Raw genomic sequence first — 16,750 nt, forward strand, 5'->3', positions numbered from 1 at the left:
TTAGCTTTCAGAGTTGAGATCAATGTCAGGCGCGACAATAGCCAAAACTCGAACAAGATTGTCCAAAGCTCGCAAGTAAGCCTTGCATTCATACCAACCAGCTAAGGTCGTTGGTATGTCCCCGTCACAAAGATACAGGGCCGGGTTCGTGGTGCGCGTAAGCCAGTTTAAAAGAGGAGCGTAAACTTTAAGGACGCCGACATAGTGCTGTCTGGACCTGCCAAACTCACTTACGCTCCGACAGGCATTTTTGCCTCGACCCTCAGCCAAGCTCTTAAGCACTTGGTAGTGCATACTGTTGAGCATCACCACCGGGATCAGGGTTATCTTTATGGCCGCCCAGAGCCAGCAGAAGATTGGCTGCAACGCTGGCAGAAGCAAGGTGGCTGTTAAGAACTTGGCTCAGTGCTGCGTCTATAACGTTGCAGAGCATAAACCACCAGCGCTTGAATAACGGCCACCACCACGAGCACAGGTGCAAAGGGTTGGTCCCAGATCAGCGCGAGGACCCAAGCCACCAGAAACGCTAGCCCGCTGAGCAGACTACTGAGCAGCAGAAAGTGGTTGTAGCCCCGTGCCAGCAAGGCGGCTGTCCAAGCGGGTAGCAGCAGACAAGCCAAGGCTGCGGGTAAGCCAAGCGTCATGCTGCCGAGGACCACCAGCATCAGACGCCAGCCTAGATCGACCAGACGGCCGCAGCGGTTGATGAGCTTTTGCTGGCGCTGATGCACACCAAGTTGGCTCCATAACCAGATGCGGTAAAGCCAGGGAAGCAGTAACAGGCTAATGAGGGCCAGGGTGAGTATCCAGAGAAGGTCATTCAGAGTCAGAAAATAGACCTGGCCTTCTGTCCAGCGAGCAGCCGCCAAACTGGCCTGAGAGAAATGACTGGCGAGCAGAGTCGAAGTGGCCAGAGCCAGCACAAAGATCACCAAGGCGAGGCGCTCCTGATCTTGGTAGCGCTGTAACACGCCCATCAGGATCGCTGCACACCCTAGCGCCGTGGGCACCAAAGGCCAGACTAATACACTCGCAACCAAGCCACCGGTTGATGCGCCTTGGGCCAGTGCTAGGCCTTGCCAGGCTGAGCCGCGTAGAAAAAAGGCGGCACCACCTAGCCCTAGCAGCAGAGACATCAATACACCACCCACGAAAGGCCAAAGCAGCAGGCTGTCTAGAGCTTCAGTCAACATGCGTTAGTTCCTCTATCGTCAGGGGTTGGGCACCACTGGCCTGAATAAAGTCTTGATCATGACTGGCCATCAATAGGCTTTGGTGAGGCTGGAGCTGGGAGAGCAAGGTCAGACTTTGGCTGCGGACTTTGGCATCCAAATGATTACTAGGTTCATCCAAAAGAATGACCTCGGCACCTGCAGCCAGCACTGAGGCCAGACGTAGCAACTGCCATTGGCCGCCACTGAGTTGATCTAGACGTTGATTGAGCAGGTGTTCTATCAAAGGCAAGTGACCAGGCTGAATCCCCATTGCCTGCAACCAATCGTGACCCTTGAGTGGCCAGAGTGCAGGACGCTGATGCTCTTGTGCTAGAAATACCCAGCGCACACCTTGGCTCCAGAGGCATTCACCGCCTATGGGGGTGAGTTGATCACTGAGGGTTTTCAAAAGCAGCGACTTGCCACTGCCATTCGGTCCATTCAATGCCCAGCGCTCACCGGCCTGTAACGACCAGCTGATGGGTTCCAGCAAGGGCCGCTGATAACCCAGTCGCAGTTGATCGAGCTGAAGATAAGTCTGCTTACTGGTATTCAAAAGCTTCAGCCCACTGAGTCATCAGATCGAGATAACCTTGCAATCCACTGCCAAGCGGTGGGTCCAGCGGTAACGCAAAGCTTGGCCATCCTAGATGCTGCTCTAAAAAGCGTGCACCGCGTGAAGGCTGATAACTGGCATAGAGTACTCTGCCTTGTTGGCCCTCGAAGTGACGCACCAATTGGCGCAGATGCGCTGAAGTGGGCGGCAAGCCGGGGATGGGTTCTAAATAACCGACACTCTTCACCGGTAGCCAAGCTTCTAGATAATCCAGATCTTCGTGATAAACAATGAACTGTTGATCAGGTTTGACCTGTTCAGCCAAGGCTTGTGCGTGGTCGCGCAACTGCTGTCCTAGCGCTTCCGCACGGGCTTCTAGCTCATCCGCTTGATCTGGGAAGAAAAACCCTAGCCGTCGCCCGATGACCTGAGCGATGCGTGCCATGCGATAGGGATCAATATTAAAGTGTGGATTACCTTCTTCATGTACGTGCCCAGAGTTCGGACCTTCGACTGTGATAGAAGGGCGCAGGCCTGTGAAATCTGAAGCGCGTAAATGCCCTGGGCGACCGTAGTTCACCCTCGGGTTGGCCGCATTCGCTGTGACGGCTGGTAGCCAACCTTCTTCCAGTCCCGCCCCCATTTCAATCAACAGATCGGCACGGCGTACCGCTGCCATAAAACTGGGGCGAGCATCCAGGTGATGTGCATCCCGATCCGGTGCTGCCAGTACTCTGACCTGTACGAGATCTCCACCGATTTCTTCAACGAGCATGCCCAGTGTTGAAGTGGTTGCGACCACACGAAAATGGCTGGCCCAACTGGTTGAAACCAGCAAGAGTCCACCAATCAGCAGCAGGCTATTGAGCCAGCATCTTTTACGCCAGCATCTCTTGTACATATCACCTCCTTGCATCGGTGAGGGCGAGAAATTTAGTAAAAAAGGGGACAGCCTGTCCCCAATGACCTTGTTGCCGTCTGTTCATATTCAAGCAGATTGAAAGATGCCGAGAGGTTTAAAAGGTGTGTGCACCATGCGCACCTAGTGCCACATTCACCTGCAGCATCAGTCCCCAGCCTTTATCACTGTGGCCATCCTCATCAGCAAAATCGTTATGGTTCACCTGAGCGCGCAGGAAGATGGGCTCAGCGGGACGGAAGGTGATTTGACCCGAGTAGCGGTAGGAGGTGTCCAAAGAATGAATGCGGTTAAAATGGCCTGTCAGCATCTCATTGGTGATGCCTAAGGCTTCTGCTCTTGCACCTAGCTCCCAGCGCGGTGCCACGCCATAAACTGCCTCTACATAGAAGCCATCCTGCTTTTCAGTATCGCTATTACGCTGCGACCAAGAGTCATCATGACCTTGTCGGTAGTGGGTCAGGCTGCGGCTCACATAGTAGTATTCGGCAGCAATACGAACATCCCCGTGGCCATGACTACGACCAGCTGAGTATTTATAGACTGCATCTGCGCCTGCAAACCAGCTATCACCCTCTTTAGAGTGGGCATGGTTGCCGTGATCATCAAAAACGACATACTGGCGAGCATAACCGGCGGATAGGCCAAATTGTGCTGCATGATCAGCACCCCAGTCAGGCCCTACTTTCAGGAAGGCCGTTGTCAGGCGTGGCCCCGATTTTTGATCCACCCGACCTTCATCAAAGCGATCAAAGCGATCACCTGCTCCTTGCAGTAGTTCCACCCCAACGAGTGTATAGGTGTCACTCGGAGCCAGCCAGGTTGCCTGAAGCCCAGTTTCTTGCAGGCCATGATCACCAAAGAGGTATTCATTGACCAAGGGGCGATCCACGAAGTCCCAGTCATGGCTGTGGCGGCTGTTGATATAACCTATACCGGATAGGAATTGCCCCCCTTTGAGCTGAAAGCCAGCAGGCAAGCTGCGTGTTGTGAGATAGGCTTCTTCCACTTCAATATGGTGGCGATCAAACCCTAGCATTAAAAAACCATCTAGCAGTTCGCCCAAGCTGGCCTCAAAGGAGAGCTCTGAATGCCCCAAGCTAAACCCTTCTTCTAAACCATGACTGTGGTCGTGCCCGTGGCTATGACTGTGTCCATGTCCATGATGGTGGTGATGTTCGCCACCAAATCCAGCTGGGCTCGCGTTTCCATGCCTGAGTTCATTGAAGTAAATACCTTCTAAAATCAATGAGACGCGTAGATCGAGCTGGTTCTCAGCTGCAAGTGCTGGTACGGCCAAGCTGGCCGCCACTGCGGCTGCAGCGATTTTTGAAGCAAACTTTTGCATTGTTTTTCCTCAGCTTTTGGTTAAAAGCAATATGTTATATCGTAACAGGCTGGGGATTCTGTCAGAGCCATATAAAGGCGTCAAGCGGCAGTGCCCAGTAGAAGCACTGCAGCAGGTCACCTGCTCCGCATCCTCAAGGGCACGCGGTTCTCAATCAGCGTTTTTTGACCTTGCCCTGTCGTGCTTTAAAGCGAGGGTTACTTTTACAAATCACATACAAGCGACCACGACGTTTGATGACCTGACAATCAGGATGACGCTTTTTGGCTGTTTTTAATGAACTCAGTACTTGCATGCTCAGACCCCCTTCGACTTTGTTAGACTGCGCTTGGCAAAACGCTGTTGAAAGCCAGCAACGCGTCCTTCAGCTTTTGCTTGGCGCTGCTCACCGGTGTAAATCGGGTGTGATGCACTGGAAACGTCTAAGTTAATCAATGGGTAGGTGTGGCCATCCTCCCAGACGATCGTCTCTTGAGAGGTGCAGGTGGAGCCAATTAAAAACATCTTGCCGCAACTGGTATCACGAAAAACAACCTTGCCATACTCGGGATGAATGCCTTTCTTCATAATGACCTCAATGTTATATCATCTCTAAAGAGAAGCTATTGAAACTCATTATCGTTTGTGAGTAAAGCTTTTTGACCCCGCCATCATTCTTGTGACTCCTTACGCATCATGGGCGAATAAAATTGACGAAACCAAGTGGCTCATCTAAAAGGTTAGGCCTTCACAGGCAGGGTTAAACCTTCTTGCCCCATTCAATGAAAAAACAGGCAAGGCTAGTCACATGATCTTTTTGTTTATTGCTGATTTCTTATTGCGTTTTTTAGCCATACTAGGCTTGCTCCCAGCCTTTGGTTTTTGGGCGGCGATGTGCGCTATGGGTACAGATTCAGGGACAAACAAGGCCAAACTCTATAGCCTACTGGCCTTTATTTTGGGCTGTGCCTTGGCTGGCATGTGGTTGTGGATGGCCATCTATCCCGATGTGGTGCAGGACTTGATCCCCGGTCCTTTTTGGCTGGGTGTGCTGCTGGTGAGGGGGCAGGTTTATGCTTTGGCGGCACTGCTGGGCTGGTTCTTTTTCAGGCAATGAATCCAATTAAGATAGGTCAGCGTTGATCTGACTATTACTGATCTGGCCTTCGCACCAGAAACACCTTGGGACAGAGGGCGCAATCCGCTAAGATAGCGCCCTTTTCTGTCTTCGCCAGAGGTGAGTTGATGTCGCGCAACACCCCTTCTTTTGCCCTAGGTCAGCGTTGGATCAGTGATGCTGAAGTGGAACTGGGTCTCGGTACCATCCTCCAATGTGATCCCCGTAGTGTCACACTCCTTTTCCTCAGTTCGGGCGAAACCCGTGTCTATGCTACTTCGAGTGCACCGCTGACACGGGTGATGTTCAGCGAGGGGGATCAGATTACCCATCAGGACGGCTGGACGCTGAAGGTTGAAGACACGAAGGAAGTTGATGGTTTATTCATCTATTTAGGTGAAAACAGTCTTGGTGAGTGGATCGAACTCCCTGAAACGCAGATTGATGCGGCTATGCAGCTCCAAGGTCCGCGTGAAAAGCTGATGACCGGCCAGTTAGATCGTAATAATGAGTTTTATCTGCGCGCGCTCAGTCGTCAGGCGCAAACACGTTTGGCGCAAGATCCCTTGCGTGGCCTGCGTGGCCCGCGCGTTGGCCTGATCCCGCACCAGCTGTATATCGCGCATGAAGTCGGGCGGCGTTTAGCCCCACGTGTGTTGCTTGCGGATGAGGTTGGCCTGGGAAAAACCATTGAAGCTGGCTTGATCCTGCACCAGCAGCTGATTACTGGCCGTGCTCAGCGGGCGTTGATTCTGGTGCCAGGTAGCCTGTGCCACCAGTGGTTAGTTGAGCTGCTGCGTCGCTTTGGTCTGCCCGTCACGTTGGTGGATGCGGATCGGGCTGCGGCCACTGAGGCCCCCTTTGCTGATGCGCAGATTGCGTTGGTCAGTCGTCATTGGCTACTCGGCACACCGGCTGCTTTGGAGCAGGCTGCGCAGGAAAGCTGGGATCTATTGATCGTCGATGAAGCCCATCATCTCCATTGGTCACCCGATGCGCCCAGTGCAGAGTATCAGCAGGTTGCCCAGTTGGCGCAGCAGATTCCTGGCCTGTTGTTATTGACGGCCACGCCTGAGCAGGCAGGCCAAGCTGGATTCTTTGCGCAGTTGCACCTGTTGGATCCAGCACGCTATCCAGATTTCGAACAGTTTCAGCAAGAAGAAGAGGGCTACCGAGCCAGCGCGGAGGCCATTCAGCGCTTGGCCGATCAACAGCCTCTTTCCTCGACTGAGCGAGCCGATTTAGAAACGCGCCTTGCCGCAGATAGTCTGGCTTTATTGGCGCTGTTGGAGCATCCAGAAACCAGCGATGCGCAACGCGATTCAGCGCGTCAGCAGCTGATCGAGCAACTGCTGGATCGCTATGGTACTGGGCGAGTTTTATTCCGTAATCGTCGTGCCAGTGTGGGTGGCTTTCCTGAGCGCCTGCTCCATGCTTATCCCTATGAGGCTCCAGAGGGCTACCAACAGCTGCTCAGTCAGTATGATCAACCCCATAAACAGATGATGGCTGAAGCCCTCAGTGGTCAGGCTTGGCCCTATGCAGGTCTTTATCCTGAGCGCTTGTATGCCGTACAGCAGCGCGATGCGGCTCCCTGGTGGGAGATCGATCCGCGTGTGACTTGCGTGCTGGAGTTGCTGGCCCAGTATCCTGATGACAAGCTGCTGGTGATCTGTGCGCATGCGGATACCGTGCTCGAACTGAGCGAAGCGCTGCGCCGCCAATCGGGAGTGTTGGCGGCCGTCTTCCATGAAGACATGCCGCTGATCGAGCGGGATCGCGCTGCGGCCTGGTTTGCCGATGAAGAGGATGGTGCGCCGCTGTTGATCTGTTCCGAAATCGGCAGTGAAGGGCGTAACTTCCAATTTGCACATCATCTGGTGCTCTTTGATCTGCCGGCCCACCCGGATTTACTCGAGCAGCGTATCGGACGTCTCGATCGGATCGGCCAGAGCCAAACCATCCATCTGCATGTGCCCTATCTGAGCGGCACGCCGCAAGAAGCTTGGTTTGCCTGGTGCCATCAAGGCTTGGATCAATTTAGTGCGCCGCGCCCTGTTGGGGCGAGCCTCTTTGCCGATTTTCAGGATGAACTCCAAACCTGGCTGGAATCACCGCTCTTTGGCGCGCCGGATGACGATGATCTGCTACAGCGGGTGGAAGCTGCGCGTGTCGCAGCAGAAATCGAGCTGGAGGCCGGTCGCCACCGTCTGCTGGAGCTGGCGTCGCATCGTCCTGCGGTCAGCCAAGAGTTGGTCACGGCCTTGGATGATCAAGAGATGGATCAGGCCCTGCGCCACTATCTTGAAATCGCGCTGGATGTGTACCGTGTGCATAACGAGGATCTGGATAGCCATACCTGGTATCTGAAGCCAGGGCGGGAGTCCGATACTGGTATTTTCCATGATGTGCATTTTGATTTGGAGGAAGGGAATTCTGGCACCTTCTTACGCTCGAAAGCGCTGGCACGGGATGATCTGCACTTTTTGACTTGGGAACATCCGCTGACGCGTAACTGCCTTGATGCGGCGACCACCACCAGTCAAGGTAACGCTGCCGTTGCCCTGTTAAAGAATCCGGCGCTGCCTGCGGGCACCTTGCTGATCGAAGCCTTCTACTGCTTAGAAGCACCGAAAACGGAAGGTCTGGAGCGCTATTTGCCGCCGCAAAGCGTCCGCTTCCTGCTGGATGCGCAGGGCAATGATCTGGCCGCGAAGGTTGGCTTTAAGGGCTTGAGTCGTCAGCTATTCAGGCTGAAGAAGGGCATGGCGCGTGATCTTGTGAAGCTGCGTCTTGATCTGATTCGCCAGTTGCTGGATCAGGCGGATCAGCTGGCCTTGGCCCGCTTACCCACCGAAATTGAAACCGCGCAGACCCGTATGCGCGCTGTGCTTGATCCTGAAGTGGCACGCCTAGAGGCGCTCAGTCAGCTGGACCCGCACCTGGCTCGTGGTGAGCTGGATTGGCTGCATCAGCAGCGTCAGCAGTTAGATCAGGCCTTGAACCATGCCTTGCTGCGTCTGGATGCCGTACGGGTGATTGTGGCGTCTGGTCCAGCCGACTAGACAAGAAAAGGGGCACTGGTGAAGAAAAGGGGCACTGTGATAGTGCCCTGCATTGTTCCGTATCTGGAAAGGTTGGCGACCTGAGCCTTGCACTTAATCGCAGATTTCTTGTAAGGCTTCTGGTAGTTGCGGATAGCGAAAATCAAAACCTTCTTTTTGCAAGCGCTGAGGCTGCATCTTGGCGCTCACCAGTAGCAGCTCCGCCATCTCGCCAAACAGCAGGTGCAAGACCTTCTCTGGCATAGGAATCCAAGCTGGGCGTTTTAAGGCTTTGCCGAGTGCGCGGGTGAAATCGACATTGCGCACTGGGACAGGTGCCGCTGCATTGTAAACACCCTGTGCCTGAGGCTGTTCGAGCAGCCATAAATAGATGCGGGCCATATCCTCAAGATGAATCCACGGAAACCAATGCTGTCCTGATCCCAGCGGCCCGCCCAAGCCAAAGCGAAACGCAGGCAACATCTTCTTCATCGAACCCCCTCCCTGCCCGAGAACGACGCCGGTACGCACAAGGCAGACCCGTGTTGACGTTGATGCGGCTTGCTGCGCGGCGGCCTCCCACTGCGCGCACAACTGATGGGTGAAGCCATCCACTGGAGGCGTGTCTTCAGTAATCAACTGCTCGCCCTGTTCACCATAGTAGCCAACCGCTGAAGCAGAGATCAAAACGCGCGGCGGTATATCCTGACGCTTGATCCACTCTACCAGTCGGCGGGTGGTCTCCACGCGAGAGGACACCAGCAAAGCCTTGCGTTCAGGACTCCAGCGTTGATCGGCAATACCCGCACCGGCCAGATTGATCACCGCATCATAGGAGACCTCAGGCAGTTCCTCTAGACGATGCACCCATTGGGTGACGCCTTGAGGAAGCTTGGGCTTGAGTTGTTGTGTCCACAGGGTGACCTGATAGCCCTTGGCGATCAACATGGGGGCCAGCCGATGCCCAATAAAGCCTGTGCCGCCAGTCATTAAAATATGCATGAGGTGACTCCTTCAGAAAACCTGATTATCACTATACAACACTTGTGCAAAAGTTGTGCTATTCTCGTGATCTGTCCTTATTTGAGCGCCCGAGCAAGAGCCAGACTCTTGATCAGGTCTGTCTCCAGCATAGTTGATGATCAACGGTAAAGCAGAATGAACAAACAACAAACAGCGGCTCCGCGTGTCGCGGTGATTGGTGCCGGCATGGCAGGGGTGATCTGTGCCGAGCGTTTGCAGGCGGCTGGCTGGTCGGTGACCTTAATGGATAAGGCACGCGGTACGGGTGGGCGTTTGTCATCCCGTCGCTTAGAAGGTGTCCCTTTTGATTTAGGGGCGCAGGTGATCCAAGCGCAACATGCTGATTTTGTGGCGCAGTTGGCTGAGTGGGAAGACAAGGGCTGGGTCCTGCCTTGGCCAGAAGAGCAGGGCTGGTGCGCTGTGCCGCGTATGAGTGGTTTAACGCGTCAGATCAGCGCTGGAGTGCCCTTTGAGCCGAGCTGCCGGATTGTGCGTATTGAGCGTGTCGAGCAGACCTGGCGGCTGGAGGATGATCAACAGCGCCTTTGGTCAGATTTTGATCATCTGGTGCTGGCGTTGCCTGCCCCGCAAGCTGCTGTCTTGCTCGAGAAGGTGGCCCCAGCCTGGGCGGCACAGGCGGCCTCGATTGCGCTACAGCCCTGTTGGACGGCTTATTTCAGGCTTGATCCCTCGGCGGCCCTGCCAGCTGTGTCGAGTCTGCCACGTGCGACCCCCTTGGCGCAGACCACGCCGTCCCCCGATGCGGGTGAGCTGGGTTTAAGGCGCTGGACCTGCCAAACGGCTAAGCCCAGTTGGCGTGAATCGACTGATGCTGCGCTCTGGGTCGTAGAGGCCAATGCAGCCTGGAGTGCCGCCCATCTGGAGACCCCGCCAGCGCAGGTGGCTGAGGCCTTATTTGATCTTTGGAAGCAGGTGGTGGGCCAGCCGCAACTGACACGGCCTGTTCATTTGGCGGCCCATCGTTGGCTCTATGCCTTGACGGCGAGCGTGTGTGCATCGCCCTATTGGTCGTCTTCTGTGCACGAGGTGGAGGTGGCGGCTGGGCTGCATCTGTGTGGTGATTATTTTCAGCGTACGGGTGTTGAAGGGGCCTATCTTTCTGGTCGGGCTTTGGCTGAGGCATTGATCGACGCCCAGCAGGGCTAGGAATAGCCTGCCAAGAGGTTGTACAATAGCTGTACCTTTTTGCGCTTTATCGGCTGACTATTCTTGAGGAGAAGGCGAATGCAGCGAGATCCAGAGACTTTGGAAAACAGTGGTCCGCTGTATCCGATTCGTGAAGTATCACGCCTTACGCAAGTGAATACCGTGACACTGCGCGCCTGGGAAAGACGCTATGGTTTGATCCAGCCCCAGCGCACTCCCAAGGGGCATCGCCTCTATTCTGTTGACGACATCGAACGGGTACACCGTATCCTTGAATGGCTTGAAAAGGGCGTCAGTGTCAGCCAAGTAGGCGAGTTGCTCGATCAGCCGCAGCCCACCAGCCCACCGGCGGCGCTTGATCAAGGCTGGCCGGATTGGTTGCAGCGCTGTCGGCGTGCTGTGCAACAGCTCGATGAAGACGCGCTTGAGCAACACTATGCTCACCTGTTTACACGCTGGTCGGCCTGCCAGTTGAACCAGCATCTATGGCAACCGCTGCTGGCACACTTGGCTGAAGATGAGGTGAGCTGTGCCTTTTTGGCACGTTTTCTGCGTACCCGCATCGGCGAGCGTTTAGCCCATCGCCATGCCGTGGCCACTGGGCCGCGTTTGGTGCTGGCAAGCCTTTCTCAGCAGGACCCCTGGCCGAGCTTACTGGCACTGCATAGCCTGCTTGATACTGATTTTCGCGTGCTCTGGTTTGATCAGCCGCTTAGTGGGCGCGCGCTCCTTCAGCTGGTGCAGCGTCTTCATCCGCGTTGGGTGTTTGTGCAGGGTGAGGTCGCTCAGCTACAAGAGCTGGTTATCGAGCTGCCTCCTCCTCAAGCCCATCAGCCGCAGTGGTTGACGCTGGCTTGTCAGGTGGAAGGATTAGAAAGCTGTGCCGAGCTGTCGCCCGCTGATTTGCAGCAGCGCCTGCGTCTGAGTTAATCCCGTCTGAGCTAATCAGGAGCTTTGGATGCCGCATCTTGTCTGGTTCCGTAGTGATTTACGTGTGCAGGATCATGCAGCACTCTGGGCGGCCTGCCAGCAGGATGCTCCTGTGGTGGCGCTCTTTGTGCTGACGCCTGAACAATGGCGCGCGCATGGCTGGGGGGCGCGGCGTGTGGATTGGGTCTTGCAACATCTCAAGGTGCTGCAAGCGCAGCTGGCTGAGCTGAATATCCCGCTGTTGACACTGGAGTGTGCCGATTTTGCTGCGCTGCCGACGCAGCTGGTGGCCTTCTGCCGTCAGCATCAGATCCAGCAGATCTATAGCCATGAAGAGTATGAGTGGAATGAGCGTCAGCGCGATCAGGCAGTGCGCGACGCCTTGGCGCACCACGGCATCAGTTGGTCCCAATGGGTGGATCAGGTGCTGGTGCCCCCCGGCGCGTTATTGACGGGCCAAGGGCGCTATTACACTGTCTTTACCCCCTTTTATCGCCAGTGGGCGCTGCGCGTTCAAGCCTCTCTTTCTGCTCCCTTGCCTGCCCCCTCAGCGAGAAAACGCACCTATCCGGCTCCGGCTTTGGCTCTCCCCAGCCTAGAACAATGGGGCTGGTCTACAGCCGATCTGGTGGCAACGCCAGCCGCTGGTGAGGCTGCCGCCTTGAAGGCGCTGGATGATTTTTGTGCACAAGGCTTGATGGATTATCAGCAGCAGCGTGATTTTCCTGCACTGGCTGGCACCAGTGGTCTATCGCCCTGGCTCGCTGTGGGCGCGTTGTCGATCCGCCAGTGTCTGGATGCGGCGCTCAAACACGCTGGTGATCTGTGCTGGGACAAAAAAAGCGGCCTGGGGACTTGGGTCAGCGAACTGGGCTGGCGCGATTTTTATCGCCATCTACTGGTAGGCTATCCCCGCGTGAGCCGTGGTCGTGCTTTTCAGCAGGCCACCGAAGCCTTGGCTTGGCGCTCGCTGGACAATCCAAAAGTCGCGCGTGATTTTGCAGCCTGGAAGGCTGGCCTCACTGGCTTTCCGCTGGTGGATGCGGCCATGCGTCAGTTGAATCAGACCGGCTGGATGCACAATCGCCTGCGTATGCTGGTGGCGATGTTTTTGACCAAGCAACTGCTGATTGATTGGCGACATGGTGAGGCCTATTTTATGACGCAGCTGCTGGATGGTGATCTGGCATCCAATAATGGTGGTTGGCAATGGGCGGCTTCTACGGGCGTGGATGCGGCGCCCTATTTCCGTATTTTTAATCCCTATAGCCAATCGCAGAAGTTCGATCCAGATGGCGAGTTTATCCGCCGCTATCTGCCTGAGCTGGCTGGTTATCACGCCAAGCAAATCCATCAGCCTCCGGTGGGGCAAGGCAATCTGCTTGGTGGTGATTATCCCGCCCCGTGTGTGGATCTGAAGCTGGCCCGTCAAAGGGTGATGCAGGCTTTTCAGGCTCTCAAAGAAGAGGGCTAGGCCGTTGTGGCCCAGCCCTTTTGGGGTGTGCTATGCCTTTTTGACAAACTCAGATTTGAGCTTCATCGCCCCTATGCCATCAATCTTGCAATCGATATCGTGATCACCCTCGACCAAGCGGATGTTTTTGACCTTGGTGCCGACCTTCACTACTGAAGAAGATCCCTTGATTTTCAAGTCTTTAATCACTGTCACTGTGTCGCCATCGGCAAGAGGCTGGCCGTGGGCATCGGTGATCACCTTGGTGTCTTCGCTGCTGGCTTCTTGTGGGTTCCATTCATGGGCACACTCAGGGCAGACCAAGAGTGGGCCGTCTTCGTAGGTATAAATAGAGGCACAAGCAGGGCAGGGCGGAAGTTGGCTCATATTCTTTTCTCTTCATCAATAAAAAAGGCCATCCATGAAATGCGAGATGGCCGAACCCCACTGATCATGCCAGAAAACCACTAAAAAGACCAGTTGGGCGAGTCATCCTGCCGGTAACTGCAGATAGCTGGCCGCCTGATATGCACGTTCGAGGGGAGAGAGGGCGGCCAGATGAGGCACCACACCCAAGCAAGGGACGCCTTGGCGATCAAAGTGCTGGCGCAAAAAGTCGATATTCTCTGCAGCCGCCTGCTGGTGGGGGTCGATTTGATTGGCGACCCAGCCGGCCAGCCGGCAACCAGAATGCGCAATGGATTGAGCGGTTAACAGGGCATGGTTGAGGCATCCAAGGCGCAGACCCACCACTAAAATCACCGGAAGATCTAAAGCCACGGCCAGCCTATCCAGCGTCTGTTCAGCATCAAAAGGCACGCGCCAGCCGCCTGCCCCCTCAATCAGATTAAAAGCGGCGTCAGCGGTTTCTAGGTTGTGCAGGCAAGCTTGGGTGAGCTGCTCTAGGGTGAGTGTCACGCCGTGGCGCTGTGCGGCCAGATGTGGCGAAAGTGGATCTTGAAAGCACCAAGGGTTATGCAGGCTCAGTGCATAGCGCGGCTGGCTGGTGGCCTGAAGCAGCAGGGCATCCAGATTGACCTCTGCAGGCAGGCTGCTGAATCCAGCTGCAGTCAGTTCATCCGCTGAGGCATAGCCAGCGGCAATCGGCTTGAGCCCAAAAGCACTGAGTCTTTGTTGTTGGGCTTGGATCAACAGCGCACTGCTGATGCAGGTTTTGCCGGCATCGGTATCGGTGCCGCTGACGAAATAGCGGGTCATGGTTGGGCTCCTTCAGATGGTGGCGATCTCAGATGCCAGCGCGCTCGCTCCTTGCTGGCGCGGCTGGGCGCGCCGTTGGGCGATCAGCCAACCAACCTGATAGGTCAGTGGAAAGCGGCCTTCGGCGTTGCGGGGATAAACCTCTTCCAGCCTGTGCAATGCCTGACGCCCCCCTAAGCCTGTGGCGCGTCCTGGTAGCGTATTGGTGGCACCGATGTCTTTGAGCTGGCGCAGCAGGCTACTGAGTTGATCAAATTCCTGTAGTAGGGTGGCGGTGTGCCAGCTGCAGAGCCTGAGCGGCAAATGGGCGAGCAGTTGGTAGAGCGCGCCGCTGGGCATAAAGTCCATCACATGAGGGCGATCATCCAATTGTTGCCAGGCTTGTTTGATTTCCTGCTGGGTGCCTGGCAGCAAGGTCGCGATGGCCAGATAGCCACCGGGTTGCAGTAAATCCGCCCAATGACGCAGGCTGAGTGCGGGTTGGTGGCTCCATTGCAGCATCAGGCTGGAGAAAATGCCGGAAAACTGAGCTGGTGCAAAAGGCAGCTGGTCTGCATCGGCCTGAACCAGTTGGATGGCTGGTTGGGCACGGGATTTGGCGATATCCAGCATGCCGGCGGCCAGATCAACGCCGGTAATCTGGTGCGCTCCGGCGGCTTGCAGGGCTGCGAAGTTCGCCCCTGAGCCGCAGCCAAGATCGAGCCAATGGCCTGTCAACGGACCGAGCTGTTCCAGCAGCTGAGCCGCAACCTGCTGTTGAATGCTGGCCGCTTGATCATAGGTGGCTGCCGCGCGGCTGAATTGCTGCGCCAGATGCTTTTTTGGCGCCAGTAAACCTGATTTGGCTGGAGGTGAAGCCGAGGTTAGGAGCATGGAGTGATCCTTGATGCGCCAGTGATGTGGCACGGCTGAGTCGAGGCTTGAATCCAGGCTGGATCCAGAAAGAAAACATGGCTGGTGCTCGTGCTGATCTGCGCATCCGCAAAGGGCTGACGGCAGAGGCGATCGCTCCCCGTTGCAGCCACCCAGCGCTGAATCGGCTCTGCAGGCTGGTTCCATTGGCTTGTTTCAATCTTGGCGAGCCAAGCCAGCCCAAGTGCTAACTGGGCCTGCTCCTGCTCGGTCTGGCCTGTCAGCTGAGCGCGAATCAGTTGCTGGCGCTGATGCAGGGCTTGAGGCGCCCCTTGGCAGCAGAGGCGAGCAAAATAAGCCAGGCTGCGTTGGGGGTGCGCAGCAAACTGGGCTTGAAAAGCGGCCAGATCCAATTCAGGCGCGGCAAAATCGAGCGTGCTGCCCAGCGTGATCAGCTGGGCTTGTGGTGCCAGGCCGCCCTGTGCAAAAACACCTTCTCCAACCCATCCTCCCAGCGACCAGCCGATCCACTGCGTGGCTCTTTGGGCGACAGGGTGCGCCAGAAGCCTTGCCACCAGCTGGGCAAACTCCTGTTCAGCTGCTTGCTGCTGAGGTGGCTGGCGTTGCCAATCCAGCCCCCAGTGTTCGCCAGGAAGCTGCTTGATCCAAGGCAAAAACACCTCAGGCATAAAGCTCCAGCCAGGCAGCCAGATAAAGCAGGGCAGGGCTGAAGCCGAGCCGTCAGGCTGAGGGCGGGTTGTGATCCAGCGCAGCATGGAGCGCCTCCACGAGTTGGGTGATGTGTTCTGCCTGATGGGCGGCGGTGAGCGTGATTCTGAGCCGTGCCTGTCCTGCTGGCACGGTGGGTGGCCGAATCGCCACCACTAAAAAGCCTTGTTGGCGCAGATGTTCACTGATCGCCAAGGCGCGTGCACTTGATCCCACCAGCAGTGGCTGAATCGGCGTGGCTGAGGGCAGCACCGGCAGGGTTGGTGTTAATGCGTGCCAGAGTTGAATATTGGCTTGCAAGGCGGCCTGACGCTGGGGGTTGATCAGCTCAGGCAGCTGCATGAGCATGGCCTCGGCCAGCGCTGGAGGCAGCGCAGTGGTATAGATCAGACTGCGGCTGAACTGGGTCAGGTAGTCGATCAGCTCTGCATCGCCTGCGACAAAAGCACCAAAACCACCGAGGGCTTTCCCCAGTGTGCCCATATAGACAGGGAGGTGTTCGGGGCTGAGCTGCCAGTGAGCCCGCGCGCCCCTTCCTTGACCCAGTACGCCCAGACCGTGCGCATCATCAACCATCAACCAGGCTTCATGGGCTTGGCAGAGCTGGCTGAGCGCGGCGAGATCGGCTTGATCACCATCCATACTGAAGACGCTATCGGTCGCGACCAGTTGGAGATGTGGAGCGGCCAGTGGTTGGGTCAAGCGCTGACGGAGCTGGGCCAGATCTAAATGTGCATAGCGCTGGCAGGTTGCACGACTGAGCAGGCCGGCATCAAGCAAGGAGGCATGATTCAGCTTATCTTGCAGCAGGCGATCACCGCGTTGGAGCAGCGCACTGATGACGCCGAGATTGGCCATATAGCCAGTCGAAAAAAGACGCGCACTGGGGTAGCCTGTCAACGCTGCCAAGGCGGCTTCTAAATCTGCATGCGCTTGGCTATGGCCGCACACCAGATGGGATGCGCCACTGCCCATCCCCCAGCGCTGAGCGGCTGTGGCCAGCCCTGCACCATCGGCAGCGAGGCCAAGGTAATCATTGCTGGAGAAGTTGATCAGACGCCGACCCTGCGCCTCGATCAGCTCGATGCCCTGCGCGGATTGATAAGCCGTACAGTGGCGCATCAAGTGCTGCTCTTGTCGTTTGTCTAAGGCGAGGCGCAGGCGCTGTGACCACATGGTGTTCTCTCATCAGGCATTCAGG

At 56.2% G+C, this 16,750-nt stretch carries 18 protein-coding genes; 6 read left to right on the plus strand and 12 right to left on the minus strand.

Annotated elements, in window-relative coordinates; genetic code table 11:
* Nucleotides 1-204 precede the first annotated feature (204 nt).
* Nucleotides 205-393 (plus strand): hypothetical protein, encoded by a 189-nt coding sequence (locus tag V6U78_RS12165; RefSeq protein WP_405341288.1) that lies wholly within the window; start codon nt 205-207, stop codon nt 391-393.
* Here the strand turns inward: V6U78_RS12165 and V6U78_RS12170 are convergent.
* The 6 genes from V6U78_RS12170 to V6U78_RS12195 all read right to left on the minus strand — a co-directional run bounded on the left by V6U78_RS12170 (nt 390) and on the right by V6U78_RS12195 (nt 4,604).
* On the minus strand, nt 390-1,193 hold the full coding sequence (locus V6U78_RS12170) for a metal ABC transporter permease (protein WP_405341291.1): 804 nt from the start codon (nt 1,191-1,193) through the stop codon (nt 390-392). The genes V6U78_RS12165 and V6U78_RS12170 overlap by 4 nt on opposite strands.
* The gene (locus V6U78_RS12175; protein WP_405341294.1) at nt 1,183-1,770 is read right to left on the minus strand and encodes an ATP-binding cassette domain-containing protein; all 588 of its coding nucleotides are present in this window, start codon (nt 1,768-1,770) and stop codon (nt 1,183-1,185) included. Before V6U78_RS12175 ends, V6U78_RS12170 begins: the two co-directional genes overlap by 11 nt.
* A complete protein-coding gene (locus V6U78_RS12180; RefSeq protein WP_405341297.1) occupies nt 1,757-2,671 on the minus strand; it encodes a metal ABC transporter substrate-binding protein in 915 nt (304 codons plus the stop codon). The genes V6U78_RS12175 and V6U78_RS12180 overlap by 14 nt, the downstream gene beginning before the upstream one ends.
* Nucleotides 2,672-2,786: 115 nt before the next feature.
* Complete coding sequence (locus V6U78_RS12185; protein ID WP_405341300.1) at nt 2,787-4,037, minus strand: TonB-dependent receptor; 1,251 nt, start codon at nt 4,035-4,037, stop codon at nt 2,787-2,789.
* 154 nt (nt 4,038-4,191) lie between these two features.
* Nucleotides 4,192-4,332 carry a type B 50S ribosomal protein L36 gene (gene ykgO, locus V6U78_RS12190; protein ID WP_405341303.1) on the minus strand — a complete coding sequence of 47 codons (141 nt, stop codon included), beginning with the start codon at nt 4,330-4,332 and terminating at the stop codon, nt 4,192-4,194.
* A gap of 2 nt (nt 4,333-4,334) precedes the next feature.
* Nucleotides 4,335-4,604 (minus strand): type B 50S ribosomal protein L31, encoded by a 270-nt coding sequence (locus tag V6U78_RS12195; protein WP_405341306.1) that lies wholly within the window; start codon nt 4,602-4,604, stop codon nt 4,335-4,337.
* A 220-nt stretch (nt 4,605-4,824) separates the two neighbouring features.
* Between V6U78_RS12195 and V6U78_RS12200 the strand changes: the two genes are divergently transcribed.
* Nucleotides 4,825-5,133 carry a hypothetical protein gene (locus V6U78_RS12200; RefSeq protein ID WP_405341309.1) on the plus strand — a complete coding sequence of 103 codons (309 nt, stop codon included), beginning with the start codon at nt 4,825-4,827 and terminating at the stop codon, nt 5,131-5,133.
* Between the two features lie 128 nt (nt 5,134-5,261).
* Nucleotides 5,262-8,198, plus strand: coding sequence for an RNA polymerase-associated protein RapA (gene rapA, locus V6U78_RS12205; protein ID WP_405341312.1), 2,937 nt, complete (start codon nt 5,262-5,264; stop codon nt 8,196-8,198).
* Nucleotides 8,199-8,291: 93 nt separating this feature from the next.
* Here the strand turns inward: rapA and V6U78_RS12210 are convergent, their stop codons facing one another.
* The gene (locus V6U78_RS12210) at nt 8,292-9,179 is read right to left on the minus strand and encodes a TIGR01777 family oxidoreductase (RefSeq protein WP_405341315.1); all 888 of its coding nucleotides are present in this window, start codon (nt 9,177-9,179) and stop codon (nt 8,292-8,294) included.
* Between the two features lie 156 nt (nt 9,180-9,335).
* Here V6U78_RS12210 and V6U78_RS12215 point away from each other — a divergent pair, with 156 nt between their 5' ends.
* The 3 genes from V6U78_RS12215 to phrB all read left to right on the plus strand — a co-directional run bounded on the left by V6U78_RS12215 (nt 9,336) and on the right by phrB (nt 12,771).
* Nucleotides 9,336-10,367 carry an NAD(P)/FAD-dependent oxidoreductase gene (locus V6U78_RS12215; RefSeq protein ID WP_405341318.1) on the plus strand — a complete coding sequence of 344 codons (1,032 nt, stop codon included), beginning with the start codon at nt 9,336-9,338 and terminating at the stop codon, nt 10,365-10,367.
* 78 nt (nt 10,368-10,445) lie between these two features.
* On the plus strand, nt 10,446-11,297 hold the full coding sequence (locus tag V6U78_RS12220) for a MerR family transcriptional regulator (protein ID WP_405341321.1): 852 nt from the start codon (nt 10,446-10,448) through the stop codon (nt 11,295-11,297).
* Between the two features lie 28 nt (nt 11,298-11,325).
* Nucleotides 11,326-12,771, plus strand: coding sequence for a deoxyribodipyrimidine photo-lyase (gene phrB / locus V6U78_RS12225; protein ID WP_405341324.1), 1,446 nt, complete (start codon nt 11,326-11,328; stop codon nt 12,769-12,771).
* Between the two features lie 30 nt (nt 12,772-12,801).
* Here phrB and V6U78_RS12230 read toward each other — a convergent pair whose 3' ends face one another.
* From V6U78_RS12230 to bioF, 5 genes are all read right to left on the minus strand, one after another.
* Nucleotides 12,802-13,137 carry a zinc ribbon domain-containing protein YjdM gene (locus V6U78_RS12230; RefSeq protein WP_405341326.1) on the minus strand — a complete coding sequence of 112 codons (336 nt, stop codon included), beginning with the start codon at nt 13,135-13,137 and terminating at the stop codon, nt 12,802-12,804.
* A gap of 102 nt (nt 13,138-13,239) precedes the next feature.
* Entirely contained in the window at nt 13,240-13,968 is a 729-nt protein-coding gene (gene bioD / locus V6U78_RS12235; protein WP_405341329.1) for a dethiobiotin synthase, read from the minus strand.
* Nucleotides 13,969-13,980: 12 nt separating this feature from the next.
* Entirely contained in the window at nt 13,981-14,841 is an 861-nt protein-coding gene (locus tag V6U78_RS12240; protein ID WP_405341332.1) for a methyltransferase domain-containing protein, read from the minus strand.
* Entirely contained in the window at nt 14,832-15,596 is a 765-nt protein-coding gene (locus V6U78_RS12245) for a hypothetical protein (protein ID WP_405341335.1), read from the minus strand. The genes V6U78_RS12240 and V6U78_RS12245 overlap by 10 nt, the downstream gene beginning before the upstream one ends.
* Entirely contained in the window at nt 15,562-16,725 is a 1,164-nt protein-coding gene (gene bioF / locus V6U78_RS12250) for an 8-amino-7-oxononanoate synthase (protein ID WP_405341338.1), read from the minus strand. Before bioF ends, V6U78_RS12245 begins: the two co-directional genes overlap by 35 nt.
* Between the last annotated feature and the right edge of the window lie 25 nt (nt 16,726-16,750).

It is taken from the genome of Marinospirillum alkalitolerans (assembly GCF_045055655.1).
Taxonomy (GTDB): Bacteria; Pseudomonadota; Gammaproteobacteria; order Pseudomonadales; family Halomonadaceae; genus Marinospirillum; species Marinospirillum alkalitolerans.